The following is a 24,713-nucleotide window of genomic DNA, read 5'->3' as shown; positions in this document are numbered from 1 at the left end:
AGTGACAGTCAAGCGTGAGTCCTGAGTCACTGTCAAGCCAACTCGTTGCTCCGCCTCAGGCACGCCGGGGCGTAGGCGGGACCGCGACGCGAACCGCGCGGATGCTTGACAACCGATCAAGCTGATTGCTTGAGTGTCACTCAAGCGGTGCGCCGGGTTGCGCAAGCGGTCGATGGCGGCGCCGCGCGCTGCGCTCAGTTGGCACCGAAGAGCCAGGAACCCTCGGTGCCGGCAGACACCACGCGGTCGGACCGGACGCTCCGCGTCGTCCGACCGTCCGACACGACATACCAGCGACACGAGGAGTGACATGCCCACCCTCAGCATCCGAGGCGAGCGCCTGGCCTACCGAGTCTCCGGAAAGGGCGAACCACTCGTCCTCGTCCACGCGAATATCAGCGACATCCGTTCCTGGGAACCGCTCGAGGGTCTGCTCGCGGACTCGTTCAAGGTCGTCAGTTACAGCCGGAGGTACGCCCACCCCAACAGTCCCATCGCGGACGGAGGGGACGACCCCTTCGACGTCCACGTCCAGGACCTCATCGCGCTGATCGAGAGCCAGGAACTGGGTCGAGTGCACCTGCTGGGCAACTCGTCGGGTGCCTTCATCGCGCTCCTAGCGGCGGCCAGCAGGCCGGACCTGGTCCGCAGCCTCTCGCTCGAGGAACCACCGGTCGTGTCGATCTTCGTGCGGACTCTTCCGCCGGCTCCAGCAGAGTTGATCAAGCTGCTCGTCACGGCGCCAGGGGCCTTCGCAGCCTTCGTGAAGTTCGGTGCCGGCGCCATCGGGCCGGCCACCAAAGCATTCAAGGAGGGAGACGACGAAAAGGCGCTCGACGCGTTCGGCAAAGGCGTCCTAGGAACTGAGGCCTTTGCACGCATCTCGACCGCCCGTCGACACCAAATGCTGGACAACGTGGCCGCGCACCGCGCAACACTTCTGCGATCCGGTCTCCCGACCTTCACGGCCGACCAGGCAAGGGCGCTCCGGGTCTCCGCCCAGCTGATCCGTGGCGAGCACACTGCCCACTTCCAGCGACGCATCAACCAGCGCCTCGCCAAACTCATCCCGGATGCCCGCGACGTCGTCATCCCCGACGCCTCACACCTCGTTCACGAAGACAACCCAGCAGCTGTCGCTGCGGTCGTCCGCGAACACGCCCTCGAGCGGCCGCGTCCGAGCGGTCGCCATCAAGCCCAGCGGAGAATCTGATCGACCACAATGCCCGCGTCCACGAACGCCGGCTCCGTGCTCCGAAACCCTTCATTCCGGACCCTCTTGATGACCTCCTCTTTCACTAGGTGGAGAACTGGAGTTCGCACTGAAGGACGCGATGTCTACGCCGGTCACTCCCCTTCCGACTCCGCCGGCATGCAACCCGCGAGCAGGCCCGAGGTGGAGGGTGGACCCACCTTCGTGGTTGCGAATTCTTCACTTCGCGGGTTCGGTCCGCTCCATCGCTGCCACGACGTCATCGCCCCTGCACCTTCCCGAAAGGAGGTCGTTAGCCGATGAGCCAAGCTACGCAGTTTCGTTCAGCGGCCGGCGCTCGAGAGGTTCACGATTCCTACCGGCGACTCATCAAGACTCACCTGCCTTTCGCCGAGTCGCACATAATCTCGACCAGTGCCGGGTCGACCTTCGTTCTGTCAGCCGGACCCGTTGAAGGTTCGCCTATCATCCTGCTCGCCGGGTCGGGGTCAGTGGCAGCGTCGTGGGCGCCGGAGATGCGCGAGTTCAGCCGCAGCTACCGCGTGCACGCCGTCGATCTTCCCGGCGAGAGCGGGCTAAGCACCTCCGAGCGTCTCGCTCTCCAACCCGGTACCCATGCGGGCTGGCTGCACGAGGTGACGTCCGCACTCGGGGCCGAGCGGGCCGTCGTGGTGGGTGTGTCTTTGGGAGCCTGGGTCGCGATGGACTATGCCTCGTCCTTCCCGGTCAACGTGCAGGAGCTTGCGCTGTTCTCTCCGAGCGGGATCGGCGCCCGAAGAGTGGGTCCACTTCTCATTGCCGTGTTGTTGAGCACCCTCGGCGACGCGGGACGCAGGCGTGCCTTGGCGTACCTCCTAGGGCCCAACGCCCCCGCGTGGTCCTCGCCGTTTCACGAAGACCTTGGAGCACTCGCCCTGGCTACCTTCCGTCACTTCAAGCCGCGCACCGATGCCATTCCAACGTTCTCGGACGAGGCGTTGCGCCGACTGCCGCAGGCGCTCACCGTGGTGCTAGGAGAAAGAGATCGCATGCTGGATGGGCCAGGCGCTGCGAGGCGTCTTCAAGCACTGCAGCAACCCGGACGTATCGAGTGCCTTGCAGGACGGGGTCACCTTGTGCCGCAGAAGCCGTACCTTGAGCACCTACTCGCCTGACCGTCACGACGGCAGTTGTTCATCGCCGACCGATCACCACGTGGCCCGCCATGCGCGCCTCAGAAGACTGCGCACACTCGTGTACAGCCCAGCACACCAACGGGATCCTTCCGTTCGACTGACCGCTTGTTCAGGTTCAATAGCGCGACAATCATCCTATAAGCCATGGACGGAAAGGTTTGCAAAGTCGGCAGAAGCCGCGACCAGCCCTTACAAGACGTTGCATTAGTCCGTGGTTAGGCGTGGGGCACAGATGAGGACGACGGCAAGGCGGACCAGGGCGATGATTGTCGTGGCGGTGCGGTCGTAGCGCAGGGCGAGACGGTTGTAGGACAGCAGCCAGCCCAGGGTGCGCTCGACCACCCAGCGGTGCCGGCCGAGCCGCTGGCTGGAGTCGACGCCGATGCGGGCGATGCGGGCGGTGATGCCGCGGCGGCGCAGGTACCGGCGCACGCGAGGGTTGTCGTAGCCCTTGTCGCCGTGCAGCTTGACCGGCCGCCGACGGGGATGGCCGCGGCCACCGATCCTGATTGCCGGCATCGAGTCCAGGATCGGTTCGACGAACAGGCTGTCGTGCCGGTTGGCCGCCGAGACCAGCACGTTGAGCGGCAGTCCGTGCGCGTCGACGAGCAGGTGGTACTTGCTGCCGGCCTTGCCGCGGTCGGTGGGGTTCGGGCCGGTCAGCGCACCCCCCTTTTAGCCCGGACGCTGACCGAGTCCAGGGCCGCCCGTGACCAGTCCAGCTCGCCTTGCTCACCGAGGCGGTCGAGCACGGTCTGGTGGACGCGGTCGAACACGCCGGCCTCGGCCCACTCGTGCAGCCGGCGCCAGCAGGTCCAGCCCGAGCCGTAGCCCAGCTCGGCGGGCAGCTTGGTCCAGCCGATGCCGGTGGACAGCACGAAGGCGATGCCCTCGAGCACATCGCGGTCGGACACGCGCGGGCGGCCGGTGCGGCCGTGCACCGCCGGCGGCTGTGGCGGGATCAGCGGCTCGACCAGCGCCCACAGCTCGTCACTGAGGTTTTCTCACCTGGTTCCGCGGTCGAGTGAGGTGAGCACCAATGCGGCGGCGGCGATTGCGCCGATGCGGTGCGGGCTGACGGTGACCCGGTCGAGAGCGCGCCAGCGGCCGAGCAGGGCATGGCCTCGTTCGGCGGGTGCGCGTAGTGCGGTGATCAGTCGGTTGTAGCAGCGGTTGTCGGCGTGCAGCGGCCCGTCGGGCTGGTGCTTGATCGGGACGTGCACCCCGATGCCGGCACCGGGGTAGCCCTTGTCGGCCAGCACGGGCAGCCCGCGGGCGGCGTGCGGGTACAGCGCCGGCAGGACCAGCTCGCGGGCGGCGGTCAGATCGTGGGTCGAGCCGGGCCGGACGTCGGAGACCCACAGCGGGAAGCCACCGGGGTCGCAGATGACCTGCACGCTGCCGCCAAAGGCGTGGTGTTCGCCGGAGACCACAGGTGATGGCCGCGCTCGGCGTGGGCGGCCACCCGGTCGGTCGGGATCAGCGTGCCGTCCAGGCAGAGGAAGGGCAGGCCGGCGGCGCGCGCATGGGTCAGCACGGCGCCCAGGGCGGGAGCGTGCGCGGCGATCACGTCGAGCGCTTCGTGCAGGTAGCGGTAGGCGGTGGCGATGCTGACCCCGGCGTCTGCGGCCAGGGTGCGCACATCCAGACGGTGGCGCAGCCAGCGCAGCGCCAGCACGACTTGAGCGTGCACCGTGCCGACCCGCTGCGCCGGACGGGTCCCCGGCCGACGGCGGTCCCGGGCGATCCAGCCGGTCACCGCCTTCAACACCGGTGCGGACACATCCAGGCTGGCACGATGAGACACAGCGGGCTCCCGGGGAAGAGGAGATCGGTCTTTGGCGAGTCGATCTTTAACCCCGAGAGCCCGCGCCCTGTTCTTCCACCCCGGCCACGACCAGCGACGACGTCAGTCAAGCCGGCAATGCTGGTGAGAAAACCTCACTGATCAGCCGGGGCGGCAAGGAAGACGCCGACAACAACATGCCTGCAGCCTGCGCCGAGCCGCCAGAACCGAACAAAGCCCGACGACGTACTTCTGCAACGTCTTCTTAGTGAGGTCTACTCACTGGCCGCGGTCGAGTATAATCAGGACGAGAGCGGCGGCGACAATCGCCTTGATCCGCTGCGGACAGACCGTCACACGGTCCGGGGCGCGCCAGCGGCCGAGTAGGGCGTTGCCGCCTTCGGCCGGTGTGCGGATGCCGGCGCCGGCACCGATGTCGTCCCGGTCGCTCAGCACCGACAATCCGCGGACGGCGTGCGGATACAGCCGGGGCAGCACCTGCTCCCGGGCGGCGGTCAGGTCATGCGTGCAGCCGGGACCAAGTCGGAGACCCACAGCGGGAAGCCGGTGGTGGGTTCATGGGAGTTCCGGGGCGGAGCGCTGATAGTGATCATCTGCTTGCCGGCGAGCCTTCACGGATCTGATCGGGTGACGTCCCCGCTGGTGGTGTAAGTCCAGGTCACCGCTCGTGTGGAGGACCACGCGAAGGGGCCATCGTGTGATGGTCAGCGAGACCACGCCAATGGTTCTCGCGGAAGGACACAGCACACGATGGCCTTGGACCAGTCTGCCCTGTTGACCAGCAGCACCGGCAGCGTGTTCGCGTACTGCAGCGCCCCGGGCGCGGCATCGGCCCGGCCGACCGACCCGACCGGCCACAGGTCCTGCGGGTAGTCGCGCCCGGCCTCGCCCTCGGCGCGCCAGCGAAATTCCCGTCACCCGCTCCACGTCTTGACCAGCTCGGATGCCCGTTTGCGCAGCTCAGCCGGCAGTGGCGCTCTTTCCGTGCCTTAGCAGTGTTGACCCCTATTGACCGCTGACCACTGGGTTTGACCGGTGCTTAAGGCACGATTGAGGCACGAGACTAGAGGCTGGCCGACGACGCCCCGAAGCGCCAGGAACCGGATCCGAACGACGTTGCAGCGGCTGCCTCGGCAGCGGGGAACCGACGTGGAGTCGACCCGCGCCGGGTGATGTCCGGAGCCTGACCCGGTTCCCGGACACCTGACCTGAGGCGAGCGCTTGATAATGTAGATCTTGGCGAGCTGCGTGACGACGCCACCCAGCAGGACGCCGGCGAACGTAAAGGCGGGGGTGCCCCACCATGGGGCCAGGGAAGCTGCCTCGGCTGCGACCAGCATGCACCGAGCGTACCGGGGCGGTGACAGTCCTCAGGGTCGACCAGTGGGCTCACTCAAGTGCCTAAAAAGCCCTAGGCGACGTCTTCACTCGTCCCAGTCCTCGACCCTCATATCGTTCACGCCGAGTGCGGTTAGGCGTCTCACTTAAGCTGGCTGAGGACCTTGTCTAATCCCGCGCCGTTGATAAGTAAAACTATTGCCGCCACAAGTCCACCTACCAGTACGAGCACCTTCTTGGCAGTTTCTGTGACTTCTCCTACAGATTGAACGGTGGGGAGTCGACGTCTACTCGGCAGGGGCGCCGGGACTGCATCCGCGAGTCCGCGCTCCTTCAGCCAGTCGTCAACTATGCGCGTAGCCTCGGAGTGATCTTTGGAATTCGCTAACCGAGCACTGAGTTGCAATGCCTGCCGCATAGTTCGGCCCGCCTGGTGCCGAGTGTTCTGCTGAGCTTCGGCAATTCTTAGTATCTCGATCAGCTTGCCACTAGTAGAGAGGAAATGGTCTCTGAGTGCGGTGGGCAAGCGCCTGGAACGTCGCCGAACGCATAGCTCGAGCAGGAGAGCAACCCGTGGACCTAGCGGTGGTCGCGGGCTACGTCCAAGCCAGCGAGGGCTGATCATTGCGTCGGCAGCCCAGCGAGCGAGCGTTAGTCGCGGCGTGGCGCGGTCGAGCAGCCAGAGCAACAAGGCAGACAAAATCAATACTATGATTATGCCCCCGTACAGCGCCAACTGTCGGGAAACCGGTCTAGAGTCATTCGACTCAGCTTGCTGACGGGCGAATACGGTTAGCGGGTAGACGAGCGCAAATGGCACTGCAAGCCCCACCCAAAATAGGTCCTGGGCACGTAACGGCATGGCAAAGGTAAGGACATGCCAGTTGTTTCTAGCTTCTTTCGACCTAGCCTTCCACACCTCATCACCAGCACAGAGTCGCGCCCCTCGCCGAGCGCTGCGAACGGTCAGCACTATATGGACGACTTCGAATGCCACGGCCACCAAGCAGCAGATCGCAAGTACCCGCAAGGTCGTTTGAGAAATACCAGCCGCGAGCAAGCCGAAGAGGATAGTCGTGAGAGCTCCGGCCGCTACCACGACGACCGCAGCTCCCCACCGCACAAGCGCGACGGCCATCTTCCGTCCCCTGCGACCCCGCGAACGACGCTTCAGTCTCGGATGCGGCACAAGCAGTGGGAGGATCAGGCTTTCGGCCATGTAGCTGGTCACGGCGATAGGCAGGATGACCGCCACAGTCAAGCCATAGCTCTGCAGCGCCGCTAGCGGTATCTCCCAGGCTGACATGAAAGCTTCCCCCGTTTAGCTCGTGCCGCCCACTTCGGTCTGGGGCGTTGCGGCAGGATCGTGGCATGGAGCAACGACAACTCCCGTGGCTCGGCTGATGCTCGCCTGGGCCAAGCGTCACATCCCCGAAGCCCTGCTCATCCCGGCCGGCCTCGGGGCCCTGACTGTTACCACCTTGTCGGACATCGACGAGGTAGTCCCCTGGGGTCAGGAGCTCGGAATAGGTGTGTCCGAGCTGGCCTTCGCCTATGTTGGGGCTTACATCTTCAACTGGCTGATCGTGGAGCGGCCGCGGGCGAAGGCCCTCCAGGGGTACTACGTAGCAGCCGGAACTGAGCTAGAGGAGCTTGTGTACAGCCCCGTTCAGATTGTGCAGCACCTGTTCCTCATCTGCAATCCAGCTATCGACGCGCCGACGAGCACCAGCGCGGACAACTTGGAGAGGCTGCTTTCTTCGGTCAACTGGGCCGAGATGGACAAGCAGGGGATGCACCCAGAGAAGTTCCTTGGTTACATAGTTGAGAGTTATAAGTCGGCATATCAGAGTCTTGCCCCCATCTTAAACAACTTTGAGCCGCCGGTATCGGTCGCGATCGCGCAGCTCAACGCTCAGGAAATTCATAGGATCCTCAAGTATCTGTTTGATCACCCTAGCGCAGCGTCCATGGGGAACATGCAGGACATCTTCGTCGATGCTCTCGTGAGGTATCAGCGGGCCGGCCTACGGCTTGCGCAGGCGCTGGAAGAGTCGCGTTACACAGGACGTCTCAAGAGACGCGGTAGCAACGGGGCGCCCACGACGAGTCTCTACAGCGCTGTGCAGGCGTCGTAGACACGGGTCGCAGCCTGAACCGACCCTGGCCACGGGCTAACGCATCAACAAGCATCGCAGGCTGCAAGGCCGGTGTTACGGTCTGTGTAGCGATTCCTGACAATCGTTACGTGCAGGTCTCAACTATTGTGCACCGCCTGCCGATGCCTATGCTGCAGTCAAGATCTACCGAAGGAGTAGCAATGGCACAGCAGACCGTCGTCCGCCTGGTCGACGACCTGGACGAGACCGTCATCGAGAAGGGCGCCGGCCAGACCGTGCAGTTTGGTCTTGACGGCACGGCCTACGAGCTCGACCTGACCGACGAGCACGCCGACGAGCTCCGGGAGGCGTTCTCGCGCTACGTCCGGGCTGCCCGCAAGACCGGCGGTCAAAAGTCCACCGCCAGCAAACCGAGCCGGACCGCCAGCAAGTCGGAAGTCAGTCCTCAGGCCGTTCGTGAGTGGGCCAAGGCCAACAAGGTCGAGCTGTCGGCGCGGGGCCGCATCCCGCAGAGCGTCATCGACCAGTTCAAGGCCGCCGGCAACTGACCTGACGCCGTTACGTGGACGCGCCGTATAAAGCGTCTTCAAGCGGTTTGACCGGCCGGGAGCCCTCAGGACGCATCAACGCGCGTCCTGAGGGCTTCAAGCGTCTCGGCGTCCCATACGTCCTCTCCCCCGCCGCCGCTGACCTTCGGACGGGGCCGTGCCGGCGTCAGCTCCGGCCTTCGCCGTTCCTCCATCTCACGAACGACCTCTTCAACAGGCCGCCCGTAGTTCTGCCGGGACACGTAGCGCACCCACTTCGCCGTCTCGGCCGACTTGGCCGGCTCGGTGGCTGTCAGGGTCAGGGGCGCACTCACCCCGTCGCCCGTCGCCACGCGGGCCAGAGCCTCGTACTTGCCGAGGTGCATGAGGTCTTTGTCAGTGACGCCTACGCCGAACTCCCGGGAGAAGATCGCGGCATCGTGGGCCGTGGTCTGGAAGACCACCTTGGTCCGGGCGTTGGCGAGCACGGCCTCGCGCAGCTCAGTCGGCAGCTGCTTCAGATGCTGGTGTGCCAGGGTCATGCCCAGCCCGAAGCCGCGGGCCTCCGCCAGGATGCTCTCGGGGTCGATCGGCAGCCTCAGCATCTTCTGGAACTGCGGCCGACGCGCTGGCCCGGTAGCGCCTCGGTGCCGACCCTGTGGACAACCGGGGTCGCTGTCGGCGGCATCTCCTACCGTGCCGACCGTGCCCGTCGACCCCGAGTTGGTGGTGCCCCCACCGGTGGAGGTCCGGCCAGTGCGGCTGCACTGGACCGGACCGCAGAGCCGGTTCGACCAACGCGACGGCGCCCGGCAGAACGCCGCCCTGCCGTACGCGCGGATGTCCGAGGGCTACCCGGCGGCGATGACGGTCGCCTACCGCTTCCTCGACGCCTGGCAGGAGTACCTGTGGCACGCCCTGCCGCTGCTCGCCACCGCCCTCCAGCCGCTGTCCGACACCGACCTGGAGACCGGCACCGGAGACGTCTTCGCCGAGTGGGCCGAGCTCAGCTGGACGGTGTGGAACCTGTGGCCGGACACGGCCGCCGACATCGCCGCCGCCGACCGGGCCATCGCCCGGCTGCGAGCGGCCTTCTTCGCGACCGCCGTCGACGTGGCGGCGGTGCACCGCGAGATGCTCGCCGTCGACGCCCCCCTCGGTGGTCTCGAGGCCCGAGATGAGGCCGCACTGGACGCCGAACGTGACGGGCTCATCGGCTGAGCCGGAGCATCGGGCCCGCGGCGGCGCTGCATGATGCGGGTCGGCATCGGCCCTGACGACGGCGGCCGCCGGGCCTCGCGGAGCCCGGACCGCCGGATCAGCTCTCCTTCAGCGGTTCCCGGTCCTCGGCGGGAACGGAGTGGAGGCGCACGATCTCGCTGGCCAGCAGGTAGGTGTTCAACGCGCAGAACTCCGCTTCTGACCGGGCCGGCGCAGCCACACCGGGAAGGACGTCCTGGCCGGTGGGTCCCCGCAACGCGGACTACGGGGCCCGCGAGGGTCCCGGCAGACTGAGGGACGTGGAGGACATCGAGGTGTGCGAGTGCTCCGGGCAGGACCTTGAGTGGCACGGTTACATCCACGAGGCCGCGCATGCGGTAGCCGCCGTGGACAACGACATCCGCTTCGAGTGCATCTACCTGTACGCCGAAGGTGCCGGGCCGAGCGTCAACGGTGGTCTGAGCCGTGTCACAGCAGAGGCGAAGATGCCGAGCGAGGACCCAGCTACCTGGGTCCTCCCCGACACAGCGACCAGCTTCCGGTTCTGCGCTGCGGGCACGCTGGCCGAGGAGCAGCTGATCGGCCACGGCATGTACGGCGCCTACGACAAGGACGTCGAGTACTGGCTCAAGGGCGCCGGACGGCTGGGCGCGATCACCGCAGCCGAGTTCCACGCGCTCATCGGGGGCTCGGCCGACGACGTCGCCGCCAGCATCATGGCCTGGGCGAGTTGCAACGAGGAGCGGATCGAACGACTCGCGGCGCACCTGGCCACGCTGTCGAGGCCGACGGAGGTGTCGTACGACGAAGTCGTGTCACTCGTCGGGCGCAATTGAGGTTCGCGCCCCTCCCCGTCCTTTGATGCCGACCGCGCTCGCAGCGCCTGTCCCCGGTCTCCAGCGCACCGGCGTCATCGTCGGCCGGCGCCGGTGGATGCCGCCGCCCATCGCGACCTACAAGGGCACGGTCACCCGGCTGCGGTATGCACAGAGCTGTCATGCGGCCCCCGACTGTGGTGGAACGGCAAGAAGCTCGTCGACGACGGCGTCTTCGACCTGAACCAGCAGATCGGCAGGGACTTCGCACGCCCCTGGATATGAAGTGCCGGCGCACCCGCGGACGGCGCCGGTGGTCGGTCCTACGGTGACCGCATGGCGGGGAACCCGGAGGCTGCGCGGCGCACGCTGGCCGCCTTCGCCGGCCGGGCCGAGGCGATCATGGAAACCGCCGCCGCGCAGCGCGAGGACCTGGCCACCGTTGGGTCGACCATGAACATCCTGGTCCGAGTCGGCCAGCGGGAGCATCGCATCGAGCGGTTTCACCTGCCCGTGCCCGAGCTGATCGAGGCCGCCGTGATGCTCCGGCCGGTCACCGTCCTGCAGAAGGAGCCGGTCCAGATCGGCAAGGTCCTCACCGCCCTGGGGTTGCTTCTGATGGACGCGCCCGAGCCGGTGCGGGATCTGATCCGGGAAGTCCGACGCCAGGTGAACGAGCTGCTCGGGGGGGAGCGCTGGATCGTCATGGTCGCTGGCCCCGGGGTCGATGAGCAGACCCGGCTGACCGACGTGGAGATCGCCGAGCGGTGGTTCGACGCCTACGTCTGGCACAACGACCTGGACAAGCAATGGGTCTTGCGGCACATCTCCCGGGACGAGTGCCTGATCAGCGCGTCGGCGTGGGTCAGCCACCGGATTCTGATCGTGCGCGCCCTGCAGCAGCTCATCGTCGACCTGCGCCAGGCGGGACACCTGAAGGCATAGTTGCCTCGACGCCCAGAGGCAAGGCGAGTTCCTGGCCGCCGCGGCCGCCTGCCCGGTCGGGGCATCCTGACGGATGCCGTCGCGCGTCGTCTTCGTCCGAGGCAGTCCCAGACGAGTAATCTGTGCCCATCCCCACTGAGACTTGAGGGCCTAGTGGAGGCAGGAACACCCAAGGCAGCGCGGACGACGACAAGGGGACCGCTCCCCCGCTGCGGCGGCAACTGGTGGGCAAGGCCCACGTGGCGGAGTCGAAGTTCCCCTCGAACACCGACAATTGAAGAGGGCCCGGACTCGATCCCACACTGCCAGGCCGTCATGATCGCGTTCGCAGCGGTTCCCGACCGTTCCGTAGGCCACTTGACGTGCCCGTTCGTACGACCGCAGACGCTGATGCACCGGAGCGAACACGCGCAACTGCAACCAGAACTGCAACCACGCCGGCACAGCTGCCCGGGCAAGGGCCCTCTCAGGCGACAAGACGATGGCCGCGCGTCTGCATGTCCCTGACGGCCCGCCTGCTGCGCCGATCGCTCCTGTCGGTGCGGGGTGGCATCCTGCATGCGGCGTCACGCCGGACGGCGGCACCGAGTCAGAGGAAGAGGAAGACGCTGTGCTCGGCCGGGCTTCCTGACGCAAGGGCGACCGGCCATTTCGCGAGGGGGAAGTCATGAGGGCGGCCAACGGGGTGCCGGGGCTACCCGTGCCCTCGGACGGAGAAGTCGCGCTGCTCCTCCAGACCGTGTGGGACCTGCTCACGGCGGGCGACCACTGGCCACCTACGAGCGCGTTGACCGCGCGATGTACCACCATCACAACGTCCCCATCGACACGGTCATCAGCCGTACGCCCACCGACCTCCTGCTGGGGGGCCGGCCCGAGGGCGCGGCGCCACCCAGGGACGACGGTCAGCTGATGCTGACCCTGGCCGGCGCAGCGTCGTGCACCGGCACTAGCCCGGCGATCGACGTGGTGGTGGCTGCGGCGCGGCTCGCGGCGGCCGCCGAGCGGGACGTTGACCCGTCCGGCGGCGAGCCCGTGCTCACCGTCGACCAGGTCGCCGGCGAACTTGGCATGGACCCAGTTGGTGCTCGGGACGTCGCTCGGCAGTCCGGCCTGCTGCTGGCCACCGAGCCGTGGACTGGGAGCCACAGCCGGTCGGCGGACTCCTGGCAGCTCCGGGTGGATCGGCGTGCGCGGCCCTACGCCGGCGTCCACGATCTCGCGGAGTACTGGATGCGACGGCACGGGGCGGACGGCGTCCCCGAACGGAACGCGGAGGCAGTCACGGTGGACAACGTCATTCAGCTGAAGCGCCGCTGGGTGCTCGGCGAGCCGCTCAAAAGGGGCGGCTTCGGTCAGGTGTACGCAGCGACCGGGGATGATGGCAGTTCCGTGGTCGTGAAGCTGGTCCCGAAGGAGCCAGGGGCGGACCGCGAGTTGCTGTTCGCCAACCCGGACGAGGTCCGGAATGTCGTCCCGGTGCTCGACGTCGGCGAGATCGACGGCTCCTTCGTCATGGTGATGCCGAGGGCGGACGTGACGCTCCGGGAGCGACTGGTCGATGCGGGTGGCGCCCTGGCTGCCGAGGAGGCGCTGACTGTCTTGACCGACGTGGTGACCGCCCTTGCGGATCTGGACGGCCGCGTGGTGCACCGTGACATCAAGCCGGAGAACGTCATGCGCCTCAACGACACGTGGTGCTTGGCTGACTTCGGCATCTCCCGGTACTCCGAGGCGTCCACGGCACCAGACACCCGGAAGTACTCCTGGACCAAGCAGTACGCGGCGCCTGAGCAGTGGAGGATGGAGCGCGCGTCGTCCGCGACCGACGTCTACGCCGTGGGTGTCATGGCCTTCGAGCTGCTCGCTGGGGAGCGGCCGTTCCCCGGTCCGGAGGTGTTCGACTTCCGGGAGCAGCACCTGCAGGGCGCGCCGCCGCGGCTCGAGGGTGTCTCCCCGCAGCTGGGCGCGATCGTCCAGGACTGTCTGGCGAAGCCGCAGCAGGCCCGGCCGACGCCATCGAGCCTCCTGAACCGTCTTCAGCGGGCAGGGGCTCCGAGTACTGCACCAGGGCTCTCGACCCTCGCTGAGGCGTACCGGCAGCAGTCCGAGCAGCGGGCGGCGGCAGAGGCAGCGGAGTCGCGCACCATGACGGAGCAGGAGCGCCGGCGCGACCTTGCCGACGCTGCCAGCCGAATCCTCGAGGGTGTCTCGACGACCCTGCTTTCAATCGTCCTCGGCGAGGCGCCCGGCATCCCGGTGAAGCGGCGGGATGACGGCGGCTGGCATGTCGAGATGGGCGGGGCTCGGTTTGGCCTTTCCGCGTCGCAGGCGGTCAAGGACAGTCACCCGCGGTGGCCGTTCGACGTCATCGCACATGCAACGGTAAGCGTCGTGGCTCCTCGCAACCGCGCCGGCTGGGAAGGGCGCAGCCACTCGCTGTGGTACTGCGACGCGCAGCGAGCGGGTGAGTACGGCTGGTTCGAGACGGCGTTCTGGACCCTGGGGGGGAGCCGTCCGCAGGAGCCGTTCGCGCTTCCCCCCGGCAGTGAGGCGCAAGGCGCCGTGTCCGCGGCCATGACCTCCACCCAGGTGGCGTGGCCGTTCACAAAGCTGGTTCCCGGAGAGACCGACGAGTTCGTGGACCGCTGGATCGGCTGGTTCGGCGCCGCGGTCAAGGGCGAGCTGTTCCGGCCGTCAATGCTCCCGGAGAAAAACCCGGCCGGCAGTTGGCGCCGCTCCTGACGGGTCCAGGCGGCGACTCAGTGCGGGACTGATGCTTCATCGGTCCACGGCACGAGCAGCCGACCCAGGCGTGTTGGCCGACCGACCGGCCCCTGGACCCGATGCCGGCGAACGTCACCCCTTCGGTGCGTCGCAGGGCCGCCGCGCTTACACAAGCAACTGCGACGCGTCGAGAACTCGAAGCTCCAGGCCTTCGGCGGCGCAGGCGGTACTGAGCTGAGCGCGCAGGTCATCGTCGATGATGCCCAACGCCGCGGCGATGTGAACATCGGCGCCGAATCGTGCGCTGTTCCTGACATCGTTCTCGACGTCCGCCAGGCGGGCTGCTCGCCTCTTCACCTCCCCGGCCAGCACCTTCGTGCGGCCCCAGCCCAAGAGATCAACTTCGAAGTCCTCGCCGTCGCTGGTGGCTTCGGCGCCCGCGAGCAGGTGGACGCCCTCGGCTTGGAGCACGGCCGCGGCGGCGAGGACGGGAAGGCCACCGTTGGCACTGATGAGCCGCATAACCGGGGAGAGCCGGTAGTACATCGCGGGCTCACCACGCGCTCCGGCGGCGTAGGCGGCGGGCGCCCGACAGGCCCGGCACGTCGGCGCGGCGGCGGCCTCGGTCAGCTGCCGGAGCTCACGGGTATCGCACAGGGTGCAGTCGGCGCGCAGCCCGCGGTGGACGTGGGCTCGGTCCACCAGTTCGCCGAGGGCTTCGGCGACGCGCTTGGCCGTCACTCCCGTCGGCGCCGGAGGCTTCAAGAGCGTTCGGACCTCGTCCAGCGCACGGAGGTCGGGCTCCTTCACCGATGCCACTGCGGCCAGGATGAGCTCTCGATCGGGCTCATCGAGCTTCCCGAGCTGGGCGAGGGAGCGCTTGAGGTCCCGGCTGTCGATCGGGCTGAGCGCCTCGATGACGGAGAGCACCACCGGATCGCGGTAAAGGTCAAGCGATCCACCTTCACGCGCCAGGACGGCCCGCAGCTGGCGCGCCTTGTCTGAGGCTCGGTACGGCAACGCGACGGCGGCGTCCAGAATCTGGTCTGGCCCGGGTAGCCGGAGGTTCAGTTCGTAGCGCGGCAACAGCGCCGAGCGCAGGCGTAAGGCGCCGCCGACCCAGTTGGCGTTCTGGTGGAACAGAGGGGCGACAGCAGGTCGGCGGGGGACGTCGAAGAGCTGGGACCGCAGTCGCAGATCGGTGCGCTGGCCGACGAACCTCGGGGCGACCGGCAACGGGCTCTCGAACGCCACCGTAGTGCCGGGGCGGTAAAGCGCGGTGGTCACGTCGGTGACCGCGCCGACCTCGCGCTCGCCGAACCAGCCACCTCGAGGGTCGCCGTTCACTACGGCGGTCGGCTCCACGGGCGCCTTTCCGAACCTCTGCTCCGTCCACTTGGTGCCCTCATGCTCGGGGATGCCAATGACGGAGAGCAGCCCTCGGAGCTCGTCCGCCGGCACGGACATGCTGACCAACGACAGGGAAGGAGTGCCCCGAGCAGTTCGGTGGACGAGTTCCTTGAGCACATCCGCATTGGGCAGGACATGCTCGACGCCCAGCAGCAGGTCGACTCCCTCTTCGCCGGGCCGCATGGCGCGCGCGTTCCAGAACCACAGCAGGTCTGTGAAAGACGGCTCGGCCCCGGTTACGTAGACCAACATCGGCGACTCCGCGAAAGGAGCAGACACCGCCATCGTGGGCAGACCGTGCCGCGTCACGTCGATGACGCTCCCCGCTGAGCTGCGCCTGCACGAAGTCGGTGTCCGAGACCGGGTGGACCTCGGCTCCGAACTCGGCCCACGAGTCGAGCTCTGAACGACAGGCCAGCCGACCGACGGCCGCCACCAGAAACGGGCTGTCAGTCGGAGCTTCGACCAGCCGCTTTCCGTCGAGGTCCGCGAGCGTGTGGCTGACCAACGTCGAGGGACTCCATTGAGTGGCGTCCTCTAGGGGCCGGGCAGGAACGACGGGAATCTGCCGACTGTCCGACGGCACCGTCCCGCCGGGAACCAGAGCTCCGGTGAAATCGATGAGGGTCGTTACCTGAAGGACGTCAAGGAGCTGTCGGCCCGTTCCCGCGTCGGTGACCTCACCGTCCGTGCTGATCGCCACGATGGGGAACCGACGCCCGCCCCACATGCTGCTGGCGGCCCGCATGGCGATCGACAGTTGGTCCAGGTCGCCATCTGAGACCGCGAGCGCCAGCTGCTCCGGCCCCAGCTCAAGGCGTATCCGCTCCTGCTTCACGAACTCGCCCAACTGGCCCTGACCCCCGTGGATGCTGCGCCGACGCCGCGCCACGATTGTGGCGGACCCGGCGCCGCGACGATCAGCGGGTTCGAAGCCGGCCACCACCCCGTTCACCACAAGCTCCAGAGTGTCGTTATCTGGAGAGTCGTGTCGTTTCCCGGACGCCTGACCGGGTGAGGCTCCCCGGACATCGCGACACTCCCGTCGGATTTCACAGGAGGTGCGACCCTCCACCCGCGGTTCCCGCACGGTCACCCACTACGGCATGACGAGTGCCGTCGAGTCCGTTGTGGAGGCTCTGCCCCCACGGCTGCCCATGACTGCGGGGCTGGGCCGGCTGCTCGGCCTCTACGCCGCGGAGGGGAGCACGACCGCGAACAAGGTGGCATGGACCTACGGCTCACATGAGCAGGACACGCTCGCCCCGGAGACAGTGGCACTCATCAAGGAGGCGCTCGGGGCTGAGGGGCGTGCTCAGCCGCGGCCCAACGGCATCGTGACGTCGTCCTGTACGGCAAGGCGTGGCGACTGCTGTTCGGGCGGCTCGTCCTGGGGACCACCAGGCATGGCGACAAGCACCTGTCCGAGCACGTCACCGCGGGCGACGCCGCGTTCCTCGCTGGCGTGCTGGGCGGTTGGTACGACGGGGATGGAAACGTGCGGGTCCGCAGCAACCACGCGAGTCGGGACGGCATCACCGTCGCGGCCCGACTGGCGCTGGACATGCACGCCATCGCCGTCGGCCTCGGCCGGCGGCCGGCCATAGTCGGCTCGGAACCTTCGGTGAACCGGCACCCTGCAACCCGCCAGGACCGCTGGAACGTAACGCTGCCGTCGGAGCGCGAGGAGGAGACGCGCGAGAGGTACCTGCCGATGCGGATGTGGGGAGCGGGTCACCACAGGCCTTCGGGCGGTGCGCAGCCGCCTCAAGCAGCAGTACATCACCGGGCACAAGCTGCGGGACTGCCGCAGCGCTCAGGACGAGAACCACCTGTGGCGGAAAAGTCCGCCAGGTCGTCGAGGAGCCCTGCGAGGGCGGGTACGTGTTCGACCTCGAGGTCGAGGGGGACCACTCCTACATCGCCGTTCAGGACGGGGCCGGCCGCGGCGGCGATGGCAGATAACGGCCAGTCCTGCGTCGTCCGGGCGCCCGGGCCGTGCCGGCGCCCGTTCGCGGCGACGCCCGCAGCGAACCTCGCTCCTACGCGTTATCTGTCATTCGACGAGTGAGCTTTTCATCATCGCGCTTTGGCCGTCCGGTGACAGTGCGGGCATCCGGTTCCGTTGCGGGTGCGGTTCTTCAAAGCGGTGACCCACTCGCCGGTGCAGGTGACGCATCGCCAGCGGCACCGGTCGTGGCTGCCCGGCTTGAGGGTGACGGGAGTCCGTGCCGCGTTGGTCTCGTTCGCGACGAACTCGGCCGCCAGTGCGGGGAACATGTCGGCCAACGCCAGACCGCGGGGGGCCGTGGCTCGGCTGGCCCCGCTGCGCCGGCGGCCGCAGTCGGGGCACCCGTTGCCGGCGGTCCGCGTCGCAACCAGCGCGTCCCAAGTGTGCCCGCACGCGGGACAGCGCCACCGGCACCGCTTGTTCGAGCGGGGGTGCAACTGCGCGGCGGTCAGGCCGGCCCCGTCAAGGCACTCCAGCAGTTCGGCGGCAATCGCCGGATGGAGGTCGCGCAGAGCAGCGCCCGGTGCCGCCGTTGCCCGCGCCCGGCGGGTGCGCTCGCGGCCGCACGTGGCACATCCGCGCCCGCGGACCCGCCCCGCCGGTGAGGCGGAGTACTCATGCTCACAGCGGCTGCAGCGCCAGGTGCAGCACAGGTTGCTCTGCGGCCGGAGAGAGGAGGGCGTCCGGGTGGGGTCGCGGTCGCAGTGGAGGAACTCGGCGGCGACCTGCGGGTGCAGGTCAGCCAGCGACTCGCCCACGCCGGGCAGGGACCGGGCGCGGGAGGCCGCGTCCGTGCGCACCCGGCTGCAGACCGGGCAGCCGGTGCCCATCCGGGCGCGGGAGGCCACGGAGGAGACCCAGGTGTGTCCGCACGCCGCACAGCGCCAGTCGCACTTGTCCTTCGCGCTCGGGCTGAGCCAATCCAGGGACACACCCTCGCAGGTGCGGTGCCGACGAACTCCTCCAGCAGTGCCGGGGCGGCATCGACGGCGGAGGGCACAGGTCGCGCCGACGTCTCCGCCCGCCACACATCGAACGCTGCCGCCAGGGCGGCCGCCTGCTTGAACGGCGTCAGGCCCTGCCAGGCAAGCCCCCGGGCGGTGAGGACCGGCGCGAGCGCCGCCGCCCACACGTACGGGTCTTCGCACTCCTCGGCGACAGCCACCGTGGGTGCCACGACGGGCGGCAGTGAGCACGGCCGGACGCGGATGTAGTCATGGGCCCGCATCGCGTGCGACTTCCGCTCGTCGCGGGACGCGGCGCGGTGCCAGTACAGCGGATCGAGGTCCACGAGCAGGCCGACGTCGACCACCTGCAGGTCGACACGCCATCTGCGCCCGTCGGCTTCCACGTGCACATCGACGCGGACAGCGCTGCCCGTCGCGCCCTCCAGTAGCTCGGCCACTTGGTACTCGAACAACGACCGGCCGCTGCCCTGACATCGGGCGCAGCCCGCGCCGGCCGCCCGAGAGGCGACAGTCGTGACCCACTCGTGGCCGCGACCGCACCGCCAACGGCAGGCGTCGTTCGACCGGCTGGCCAGCAGTTCTGGACCCCGGCCGGGCACCGCCAGGTTCTCCTGGAACTCGGCGGCTACCTCCGGTGAGAGCTCAGCCAGCGACTGGCCCTCCTTCGGCACGCGGCGGGCGGCGGCGGTGCGCTCGAAGGCGCAGGGCGGGCAACCGCTCGACTGCGTCACGCGGTTCACCACCGTCGCCTGCCACTCGTGCCCGCAGGTGCGGCATCGCCACAGACAGCGGTCCACCGACGCCGGCCGGAGCCGCTCCAGCCCCTCACCGGGGTTCGTGAGGTTCTCCAGGAACTCGGCCACCAGCGCCGGAGCTCGGCTAGCGGCGGTGGCGCCGTCTCGCCGGGGTTGCCGGCGCCCGGCAGCACGGCGGCGGTTGGCGCAGGGCGGACAGCCGCGGCCGTTCACACGGTTCGCCACCGTGGCGGACCACTCCTGGCCGCACCGGTCACACCGCCACACGCAGCGCTGCTGAGAGGCAGGTCGCAAGTCGACCGGCGTCATGTCCTCGCGGTCGAGGTTGCGGACGAAGGTGGCCGCAACCGCCGGATGCAGGTCCTGCAGCGACCTCCCGACGGGAGCCTGCGCTCGCGACCGTGCACGCAGCAACCATGCGCACTGCGGGCAACCGCGACCGGCCTTCACCCGGGCGGCCACCGCGGCCACCCACTCGTGCTCGCAGGAAGAGCACCGCCACCGGACCTTGAGGTTGCTCCCCGTTCCCAGGCTGCCGGGGTCGGTACTGCGTCCGACGACGGCGATGGCCTCCCGCAGCAGGGCCGGGTGCGTCCGGCCGAGGATCTCCTGCGGCGCGGGACCGGGCACACCCGGCATCGTGCCTGGAGGGAGTGACAATTAGCTCTTAGGACACGGCGGCCTCGCCAGCACTGGCAACCGCCATCGCCCAGCGAAGACGTTTCAGTGCGTCATTTAGTCGTCGGCTCGTCGCTGGAACTGGCGGCCCGGGACCGGGTCGTAGTAGGCGCTTGGTGACGAACCCGAGCCACTTCAGGCATCCGTCGACAACAAGTTCAGTCCTTCTGTTCACCGGTAAGAGTCGCTCGCCTTGGCTCCCCGGGCCAGTCAGTCGCATCGTTCGACAGTGCGTCGATCACAACCTCGATCCAGCTGGAGAAGTCAAGATCACGAGCCGTCACACGTCTTGCACTTCGGAGCGCGCAACTCGTTGTGACGGATAGCAGCAACCCCTGCATGCCCTTTGACCTCAGCCGTGGGCCGCGTGTCCGCGCGAGTTCACCTGCGCACGGCGACCGGCATACGGAACGAGGGCGAACGGTAGCGGAGCGACCCGACCAGGGTGCAATGGTGGTCAGAATGGCCGCCGCGACCGGCAGGACAGCGCTACGGGTCCGAAAGCTGACCGACAGCGATGATAATTGCCGTGGCGGGAGCCCAGCGACTACCAATCGCGACCGTCATCTGGCAAGTCGTCGCCTTGACTTCGAGCAATGTCGCGTTCAGCCGAAGCCGCGATGTTTCGATAGAATGTCTCTTCAAGCGATCCTCGAGGCATCTTCGCGGCGGTATCCTTCGATCGGTCGCGCTGCTCGATGTCTTCGCGGAACGGTTGTCCTGGTGTGCCCATTCGAGTGCCAGCGATAGTCGCGCCCCAGAGCGCACCGACCATACCGTCATGGCAGCCTTGGCCGAAGCGGGCCGCAGCATGCAGAGCGGTTCGCACGAAGTCTGGAAAGTCCCAGATGAACGTTCGGTGCGCCTTGTGCAGCACGGCAGCCACCGCATCGATGTCGTCTAGGTTGGTGGACTCGAGCGCATCCTCCAAGACCGCGAGTACGGCGTCGTCGTAAGGGCGAGCTACCTCCCGAAATAGCTCACTACCCGCTTCTCTCCGTACCCATGAGTCTGGCGCTGCCGCGATCCACGCGTGCAGCCGCCGCAGGTGCGTGTTGAAGTCTTCATGTTCACGGACGCGCAGACGGTTCCCCCAGTTGAACGGCATGGGGCGATAGTCGCCCAAATCCTCCAGGCCTTCCCCGAGGGCGACACGGTCTTGAAGTAGGTCGATAACCCACCCAGGTTCCACGGCAGACCGCTCGGCAAGAAGTTCGGTGATCGAATGTTCGTCGATGTCCGACAGAGCAACAAGACGGTCTCGAATGACCCCAACCTGCGCCTTGGTAAACATCTCCCAATCGAGTCCGAAAGGCTTTGCGAAGCAAATGAACACCTCGTCTGCCAGTCGTGGATTGTCCGAAAAGTCGACCGCCGCGGCCAGTTCACAGGCGGCCACCGGGTCCTCCTCAGCGAGGCGCTGCGCCACGACCGCTGGAGCCTGACGGACTGCCGGGTCGGGATGAATCGCGAAGTTCAGGAGCAACTCGCGCTCGCCCTCTGCTAGTGGCCGACGTCCCCGATTCCAGCCAATAGACTGTGCGACTGCCAGGGTGATAGCTGGGTCGTCACGGGCGATCAACTCGTGCGCGCGCCTCATCGCGGCCTCAGCATCAAGTTCCGCCTCCGTCGCAAGAACCACGGGCAATGTCGGCTCAAGCGCTGGTTCATCTCCACTGAGAGCCAAGTCGACGAAGCGCGCCGCGAGCCACGGCCTGGCCTTCACCAGCTCGGAGATGAGTGGTCCCGGGTGAGCCTTGTTGGGCCCGAAAGCCATCCGCTCCTTCGACAAGCGTTCCGTTATCAGGTCAAGGACGTCGTCATCTGGCAACGCCGCGAGATCGGATACGGCGTCTTGCAGACGGCGCTGGATCCTCTCCTGGGCGCGGTCATAGTCATGCTCACGGTCGTAGATGAGATGTCCCCAGCCGTCATGCAGGATCAATGCGACCCGATCCGGCAGATCGCTACGGAGGCTCCGGATGACCGCCTCTGCGACTGGTTGAGTCGCGGACTTCGAGTAGGCGGCATGCCAGTTGAGAGCCGTTCTCATTGCAACCAGTACCACGGGATCCAGATCGAGTTCGGCTGCGATGGTCCCCAGCTGTTGGATCGTGTCTACGAAGCCAGGCGTCCAGCGGTCACGCTCCTCGCTCGATACTGGACGGCCGTGCATGCCGGTGGGGTAGCGCAGCGAGGATCCGAGACACTGGATGCCCGCGACCGCACGCCGGACCTCCTCGGTCCGCACCTCCTGCATGGCTAGTGCGAGGACTCGTTGGCGGATCGGGTTGACCACGTCCACATTGAGCGGGAACGGTTGAAAAGTGAGCGTGTACTCCTGGTAGGTCTGTCGAGTTCCCTCCGTGGCTAGGAGGGGCTCGAGCACGTCGAAGGGGCTTAGGTGCTGCGTCGTGCTGGCGCACCAAGCCGAGGCGACGTCAACCACGGCATCGTTGTACGCCGGCGGCTTCCCAATCTCATACGCCGCGAGATCCTTAATAACGCGCACCGCGTGATCGGGGTATTGGTTCGTCGATCGAGCATCGTTCTGGGCGAGTTTCCAAAGCATGTTCAAGGCCTCTGGCAGCGTTTCGAGGTCGTACGCAGCGGCTTTGAGCATCGGTGGCATGGCGTTGCGAACATCTTGATAGCTGGGCTTTCTGAGGTAGGCCCACGCTGAATGGGAGTCCACTACCTCATCGGTGGGGTTGTCGATCAACCACCGCGCAATCTTGATGACGCGAGCCGGCTGATAGTAGGCCACACGCGCCAGGAGCCTAATTAGCTTCTGACGACCAGGGATGTCAGCACCGCGCAACTCGGCTTCGAGTGGCTCCCAAAGGGAGTCAACCAATGAGGGGATCGCGGGTTCCCGCTGGCGGATTTGCCAGTCGACACGACTGACGTTGACGAAAAGGTGTTGCAAGGCCTGCCCGTCCGTCACCGACCGGACGCGGTCCAGGTAGCCGGTCGGGAGCAGCGTCCTGTCGTCGTAGCAAGCGTCGGTCAAGACAACGTCGCCAAGCAGATCGGGCACGATACGCAGCGAAGCCCCGCGTCGGCGGAGGATGCCGGCGTCCTCAAGACTCCGAAGGTGCTTGTTCACAACGTCGAACGGCCTGCCGATCAAGGTGCTGATCGCCGTACGGAAGGCGTCATCTTCGGTACGGAATGGCTGGAGAGCCGCTACCGCATCAAGAACAGCGCTGCGTACGTCCGGATCCACGACGATCGGATCTGCGACGAGCGCGTTGTGAAAGCTGCGGAGGATCAGCTGACGGACGTGATCGTCTTGGCCCACGAGTCCGGGGTCCAATTGCCCCCGGCGGATTAAAACACCCCCAACGACCGTGACGAGCGGGCAATCGCGAGTCAACCGCGCGAGCCGATGGACGACTGCCTCGTGTGACAATTCGCCCAGGGCTTGGCGCGCCAGTGCTTCAGCCTCGGCAGACGAGAGATCGCCGAGCATGAAAGATAGGGGCTCCTCAGGTGCTAGCGGGTTGCGGCTGAGATCGCTTCGAATGGCGTCCCACCGGTACGGTCGTGTCGCGATAAGAATGTTGGCGCGAGCATTCTGACGCCAGATTCCAGAGATCACATAGTTGAGGTCGTCGCGCTCGTGGGCGTCGTCAATAAGTATGACGAGCGAACGTTCACCCAGCAGCAGTTCGAAGGCTTCCGGCTCCACCTCGACCCCGCCTGGCAATACCAGCACCTGAGTGTCATTGTCCGGAGCAGCTTCCGCCACGGCGCGGAGCAGTCGGGTCTTTCCAGTTCCGCCGCGACCAACGACAACCGCAACACTGCCGGCAGACCCGTAGAGGGTCGCCGCTAGCCGGTCGACGAGGTCCGCGCGTCCAACAAGGCTCCAATCGTGACTTACGAGCTGGCCTCGACCTTGCGCGAAGTGGTCCTCTGGAACTAGCCAAGGTCCGGCTCTCCGGACTCCGAGAAATGCTTCGCGATGCCCCGGGAAGTAGGTATCGACGATCCTAACCGCCCGATCGAGTGGCAGCGAACGGATGTATCGTGAGATGTCTTCACCGTCCCACAACTCCCAAGCGGGGTATCTTCCGATTTCTTGACGGGCGCCAGGTGAAGCGGTATTGCGGGAGAGAAACAAGTAGTGGCGGTCAGCCTCGATTGTGGCCGCATGAACAGCGCCGCTGACGGCCACCGCGCCGAACTGCAGATGACGCTTGCACTGTCCTGTCGCTAAGTTATGCCCATCTGATCCGGCAACTAGAACATCAATGCCGTGCTGCTTTTCTCCTGGGCCACCGAAGCGACTTGCGTGACCTCCCGGGTGGAGAAGTTGAAGAATTTCAGTGGCCAGGTCCTCGAATCGATCCGGCGGCAGGCTGGCGAGTGGTAACGCGGCAGAGCGTGGAGGCAGAACCCGGGCGGCTGCTGCGGTGGCGTATCCGCCCGCATCAAGGAGGACTTCCTCCGCGACGCCCAACACATGGGCAAGGTCCCGGAGCATGGCGCGTCGCGGCCGGGAGCGCCCATGTTCCCAGGTACTAACGGCCTGTTGCCCGACTCCGAGGTGCGCTGCCACTTGGGCCTGTTCGAGTCCCAGCCGTTCGCGCGCCTCGCGAAGTAGACGACCCAGGCGCTGATCCATGCCTCGATCGTACGCATCTAGTGCGTACGGTCCAACCTGAGTCCTCGGCGCTCCCTCGGGCAGCACGTGGACCCGTCATGCAGGCAGCGATGTCCGAGACTCGGCCGCGCAGCGACCTGGAGCGGGACCGTACGGTGGTACCGGAGACCCGCCGCCCCGTCCACCGACCGGAACCGGCCGTTGCATGCGACTGGCCACGGTGCTCGGTCAGCGTCAGGCCCACCGGAGAAGCATCAAGATCAAGTGTCACACACCTCATGCACCCAGGAGCCTCCCCAACTCGTGGTGACGAGTTACAGGAGGACCGTCAGCACCATCGCTAGCATGGGAAACCGCGGCACCCCTGAGTACCGGGCTCGACAGCGCGAGC

17 protein-coding genes and 2 pseudogenes are annotated in these 24,713 nt (G+C 67.0%); 10 read left to right on the top strand and 9 right to left on the bottom strand.

Translation table 11 applies throughout. The features are described from left to right. Window positions 1-310: 310 nt before the first annotated feature. Both BMW27_RS00315 and BMW27_RS00310 read left to right on the top strand, forming a co-directional pair. Window positions 311-1,213 (top strand): alpha/beta fold hydrolase, encoded by a 903-nt coding sequence (locus BMW27_RS00315; RefSeq protein ID WP_175486256.1) that lies wholly within the window; start codon window positions 311-313, stop codon window positions 1,211-1,213. 299 nt (window positions 1,214-1,512) lie between these two features. Next, the gene (locus BMW27_RS00310) at window positions 1,513-2,367 is read left to right on the top strand and encodes an alpha/beta fold hydrolase (protein WP_091437439.1); all 855 of its coding nucleotides are present in this window, start codon (window positions 1,513-1,515) and stop codon (window positions 2,365-2,367) included. Between the two features lie 225 nt (window positions 2,368-2,592). On the opposite strand, the gene BMW27_RS00305 is transcribed toward BMW27_RS00310, so the two are convergent. The 3 genes and pseudogenes from BMW27_RS00305 to BMW27_RS00295 form a co-directional block, all read right to left on the bottom strand. Then, window positions 2,593-3,374 (bottom strand): IS5 family transposase gene (locus tag BMW27_RS00305; protein ID WP_245743291.1). Its coding sequence is split into 2 segments (ribosomal slippage): window positions 2,593-3,063 and window positions 3,066-3,374, totalling 780 coding nucleotides; the frame shifts between segments, so codons are not numbered across the junction. Window positions 3,375-3,392: 18 nt separating this feature from the next. Next, window positions 3,393-4,195: pseudogene (locus BMW27_RS00300) on the bottom strand (transposase family protein). 258 nt (window positions 4,196-4,453) lie between these two features. Continuing rightward, a complete protein-coding gene (locus tag BMW27_RS00295; RefSeq protein ID WP_091437436.1) occupies window positions 4,454-4,672 on the bottom strand; it encodes a hypothetical protein in 219 nt (72 codons plus the stop codon). A 2,252-nt stretch (window positions 4,673-6,924) separates the two neighbouring features. On the opposite strand from BMW27_RS00295, the gene BMW27_RS00285 reads away from it, so the two are divergent. Next, on the top strand, window positions 6,925-7,671 hold the full coding sequence (locus BMW27_RS00285) for a hypothetical protein (protein ID WP_091437429.1): 747 nt from the start codon (window positions 6,925-6,927) through the stop codon (window positions 7,669-7,671). 182 nt (window positions 7,672-7,853) lie between these two features. Further along, a complete protein-coding gene (locus BMW27_RS00280; RefSeq protein WP_091437426.1) occupies window positions 7,854-8,201 on the top strand; it encodes a histone-like nucleoid-structuring protein Lsr2 in 348 nt (115 codons plus the stop codon). Between the two features lie 65 nt (window positions 8,202-8,266). On the opposite strand, the gene BMW27_RS00275 is transcribed toward BMW27_RS00280, so the two are convergent. Beyond that, the gene (locus BMW27_RS00275) at window positions 8,267-8,785 is read right to left on the bottom strand and encodes a hypothetical protein (protein ID WP_091437424.1); all 519 of its coding nucleotides are present in this window, start codon (window positions 8,783-8,785) and stop codon (window positions 8,267-8,269) included. 100 nt (window positions 8,786-8,885) lie between these two features. On the opposite strand from BMW27_RS00275, the gene BMW27_RS00270 reads away from it, so the two are divergent. Continuing rightward, window positions 8,886-9,401, top strand: coding sequence for a hypothetical protein (locus BMW27_RS00270; RefSeq protein ID WP_245743231.1), 516 nt, complete (start codon window positions 8,886-8,888; stop codon window positions 9,399-9,401). Between the two features lie 97 nt (window positions 9,402-9,498). Here the strand turns inward: BMW27_RS00270 and BMW27_RS24220 are convergent, their stop codons facing one another. Next, window positions 9,499-9,621 carry a hypothetical protein gene (locus tag BMW27_RS24220; protein ID WP_281244733.1) on the bottom strand — a complete coding sequence of 41 codons (123 nt, stop codon included), beginning with the start codon at window positions 9,619-9,621 and terminating at the stop codon, window positions 9,499-9,501. A 79-nt stretch (window positions 9,622-9,700) separates the two neighbouring features. Between BMW27_RS24220 and BMW27_RS00265 the strand changes: the two genes are divergently transcribed. From BMW27_RS00265 to BMW27_RS00255, 3 genes are all read left to right on the top strand, one after another. Further along, window positions 9,701-10,237: a hypothetical protein gene (locus BMW27_RS00265; protein WP_139206795.1), complete on the top strand. Its 537-nt coding sequence runs from the start codon at window positions 9,701-9,703 to the stop codon at window positions 10,235-10,237. Between the two features lie 315 nt (window positions 10,238-10,552). Beyond that, complete coding sequence (locus BMW27_RS00260) at window positions 10,553-11,161, top strand: hypothetical protein (RefSeq protein ID WP_091437419.1); 609 nt, start codon at window positions 10,553-10,555, stop codon at window positions 11,159-11,161. A gap of 912 nt (window positions 11,162-12,073) precedes the next feature. Then, entirely contained in the window at window positions 12,074-13,906 is a 1,833-nt protein-coding gene (locus BMW27_RS00255; protein WP_175486255.1) for a serine/threonine-protein kinase, read from the top strand. 147 nt (window positions 13,907-14,053) lie between these two features. Here BMW27_RS00255 and BMW27_RS00250 read toward each other — a convergent pair whose 3' ends face one another. Next, the gene (locus BMW27_RS00250; RefSeq protein ID WP_139206794.1) at window positions 14,054-15,550 is read right to left on the bottom strand and encodes a hypothetical protein; all 1,497 of its coding nucleotides are present in this window, start codon (window positions 15,548-15,550) and stop codon (window positions 14,054-14,056) included. A 1,110-nt stretch (window positions 15,551-16,660) separates the two neighbouring features. Here BMW27_RS00250 and BMW27_RS24520 point away from each other — a divergent pair. Beyond that, complete coding sequence (locus tag BMW27_RS24520; protein ID WP_091437411.1) at window positions 16,661-17,263, top strand: hypothetical protein; 603 nt, start codon at window positions 16,661-16,663, stop codon at window positions 17,261-17,263. Between the two features lie 114 nt (window positions 17,264-17,377). Here BMW27_RS24520 and BMW27_RS24515 read toward each other — a convergent pair whose 3' ends face one another. Continuing rightward, on the bottom strand, window positions 17,378-18,241 hold the full coding sequence (locus BMW27_RS24515; RefSeq protein ID WP_425431642.1) for a zinc-ribbon domain-containing protein: 864 nt from the start codon (window positions 18,239-18,241) through the stop codon (window positions 17,378-17,380). A gap of 332 nt (window positions 18,242-18,573) precedes the next feature. Here BMW27_RS24515 and BMW27_RS24215 point away from each other — a divergent pair, with 332 nt between their 5' ends. Beyond that, on the top strand, window positions 18,574-18,705 hold the full coding sequence (locus tag BMW27_RS24215; RefSeq protein ID WP_281244732.1) for a hypothetical protein: 132 nt from the start codon (window positions 18,574-18,576) through the stop codon (window positions 18,703-18,705). Window positions 18,706-18,753: 48 nt separating this feature from the next. On the opposite strand, the pseudogene BMW27_RS24510 reads toward BMW27_RS24215, so the two are convergent. Continuing rightward, window positions 18,754-19,671: pseudogene (locus BMW27_RS24510) on the bottom strand (zinc-ribbon domain-containing protein); the annotation flags it as partial. Between the two features lie 586 nt (window positions 19,672-20,257). After that, complete coding sequence (locus BMW27_RS00225) at window positions 20,258-24,343, bottom strand: helix-turn-helix domain-containing protein (RefSeq protein ID WP_091437404.1); 4,086 nt, start codon at window positions 24,341-24,343, stop codon at window positions 20,258-20,260. Window positions 24,344-24,713: the final 370 nt, after the last annotated feature.

Source organism: Geodermatophilus poikilotrophus, assembly GCF_900111455.1.
In the GTDB taxonomy this organism is placed as follows: Bacteria; Actinomycetota; Actinomycetes; order Mycobacteriales; family Geodermatophilaceae; genus Geodermatophilus; species Geodermatophilus poikilotrophus.
The sequence above is the reverse complement of the archived record's forward strand: the minus strand, read 5'-3'. Positions and strand labels throughout refer to the sequence as shown.

Excerpts from the sequence above, each read along its gene's own strand:
- BMW27_RS00315 (WP_175486256.1), top strand. The coding sequence starts at position 311 with ATGCCCACCCTCAGCATCCGAGGCGAGCGCCTGGCCTACCGAGTCTCC.
- BMW27_RS00310 (WP_091437439.1), top strand. The coding sequence starts at position 1,513 with ATGAGCCAAGCTACGCAGTTTCGTTCAGCGGCCGGCGCTCGAGAGGTT.
- BMW27_RS00280 (WP_091437426.1), top strand. The coding sequence starts at position 7,854 with ATGGCACAGCAGACCGTCGTCCGCCTGGTCGACGACCTGGACGAGACC.
- BMW27_RS00275 (WP_091437424.1), bottom strand. The coding sequence starts at position 8,785 with ATGCTGAGGCTGCCGATCGACCCCGAGAGCATCCTGGCGGAGGCCCGC.
- BMW27_RS00260 (WP_091437419.1), top strand. The coding sequence starts at position 10,553 with ATGGCGGGGAACCCGGAGGCTGCGCGGCGCACGCTGGCCGCCTTCGCC.
- BMW27_RS00255 (WP_175486255.1), top strand. The coding sequence starts at position 12,074 with ATGCTGACCCTGGCCGGCGCAGCGTCGTGCACCGGCACTAGCCCGGCG.
- BMW27_RS00250 (WP_139206794.1), bottom strand. The coding sequence starts at position 15,550 with ATGTTGGTCTACGTAACCGGGGCCGAGCCGTCTTTCACAGACCTGCTG.
- BMW27_RS00225 (WP_091437404.1), bottom strand. The coding sequence starts at position 24,343 with ATGGATCAGCGCCTGGGTCGTCTACTTCGCGAGGCGCGCGAACGGCTG.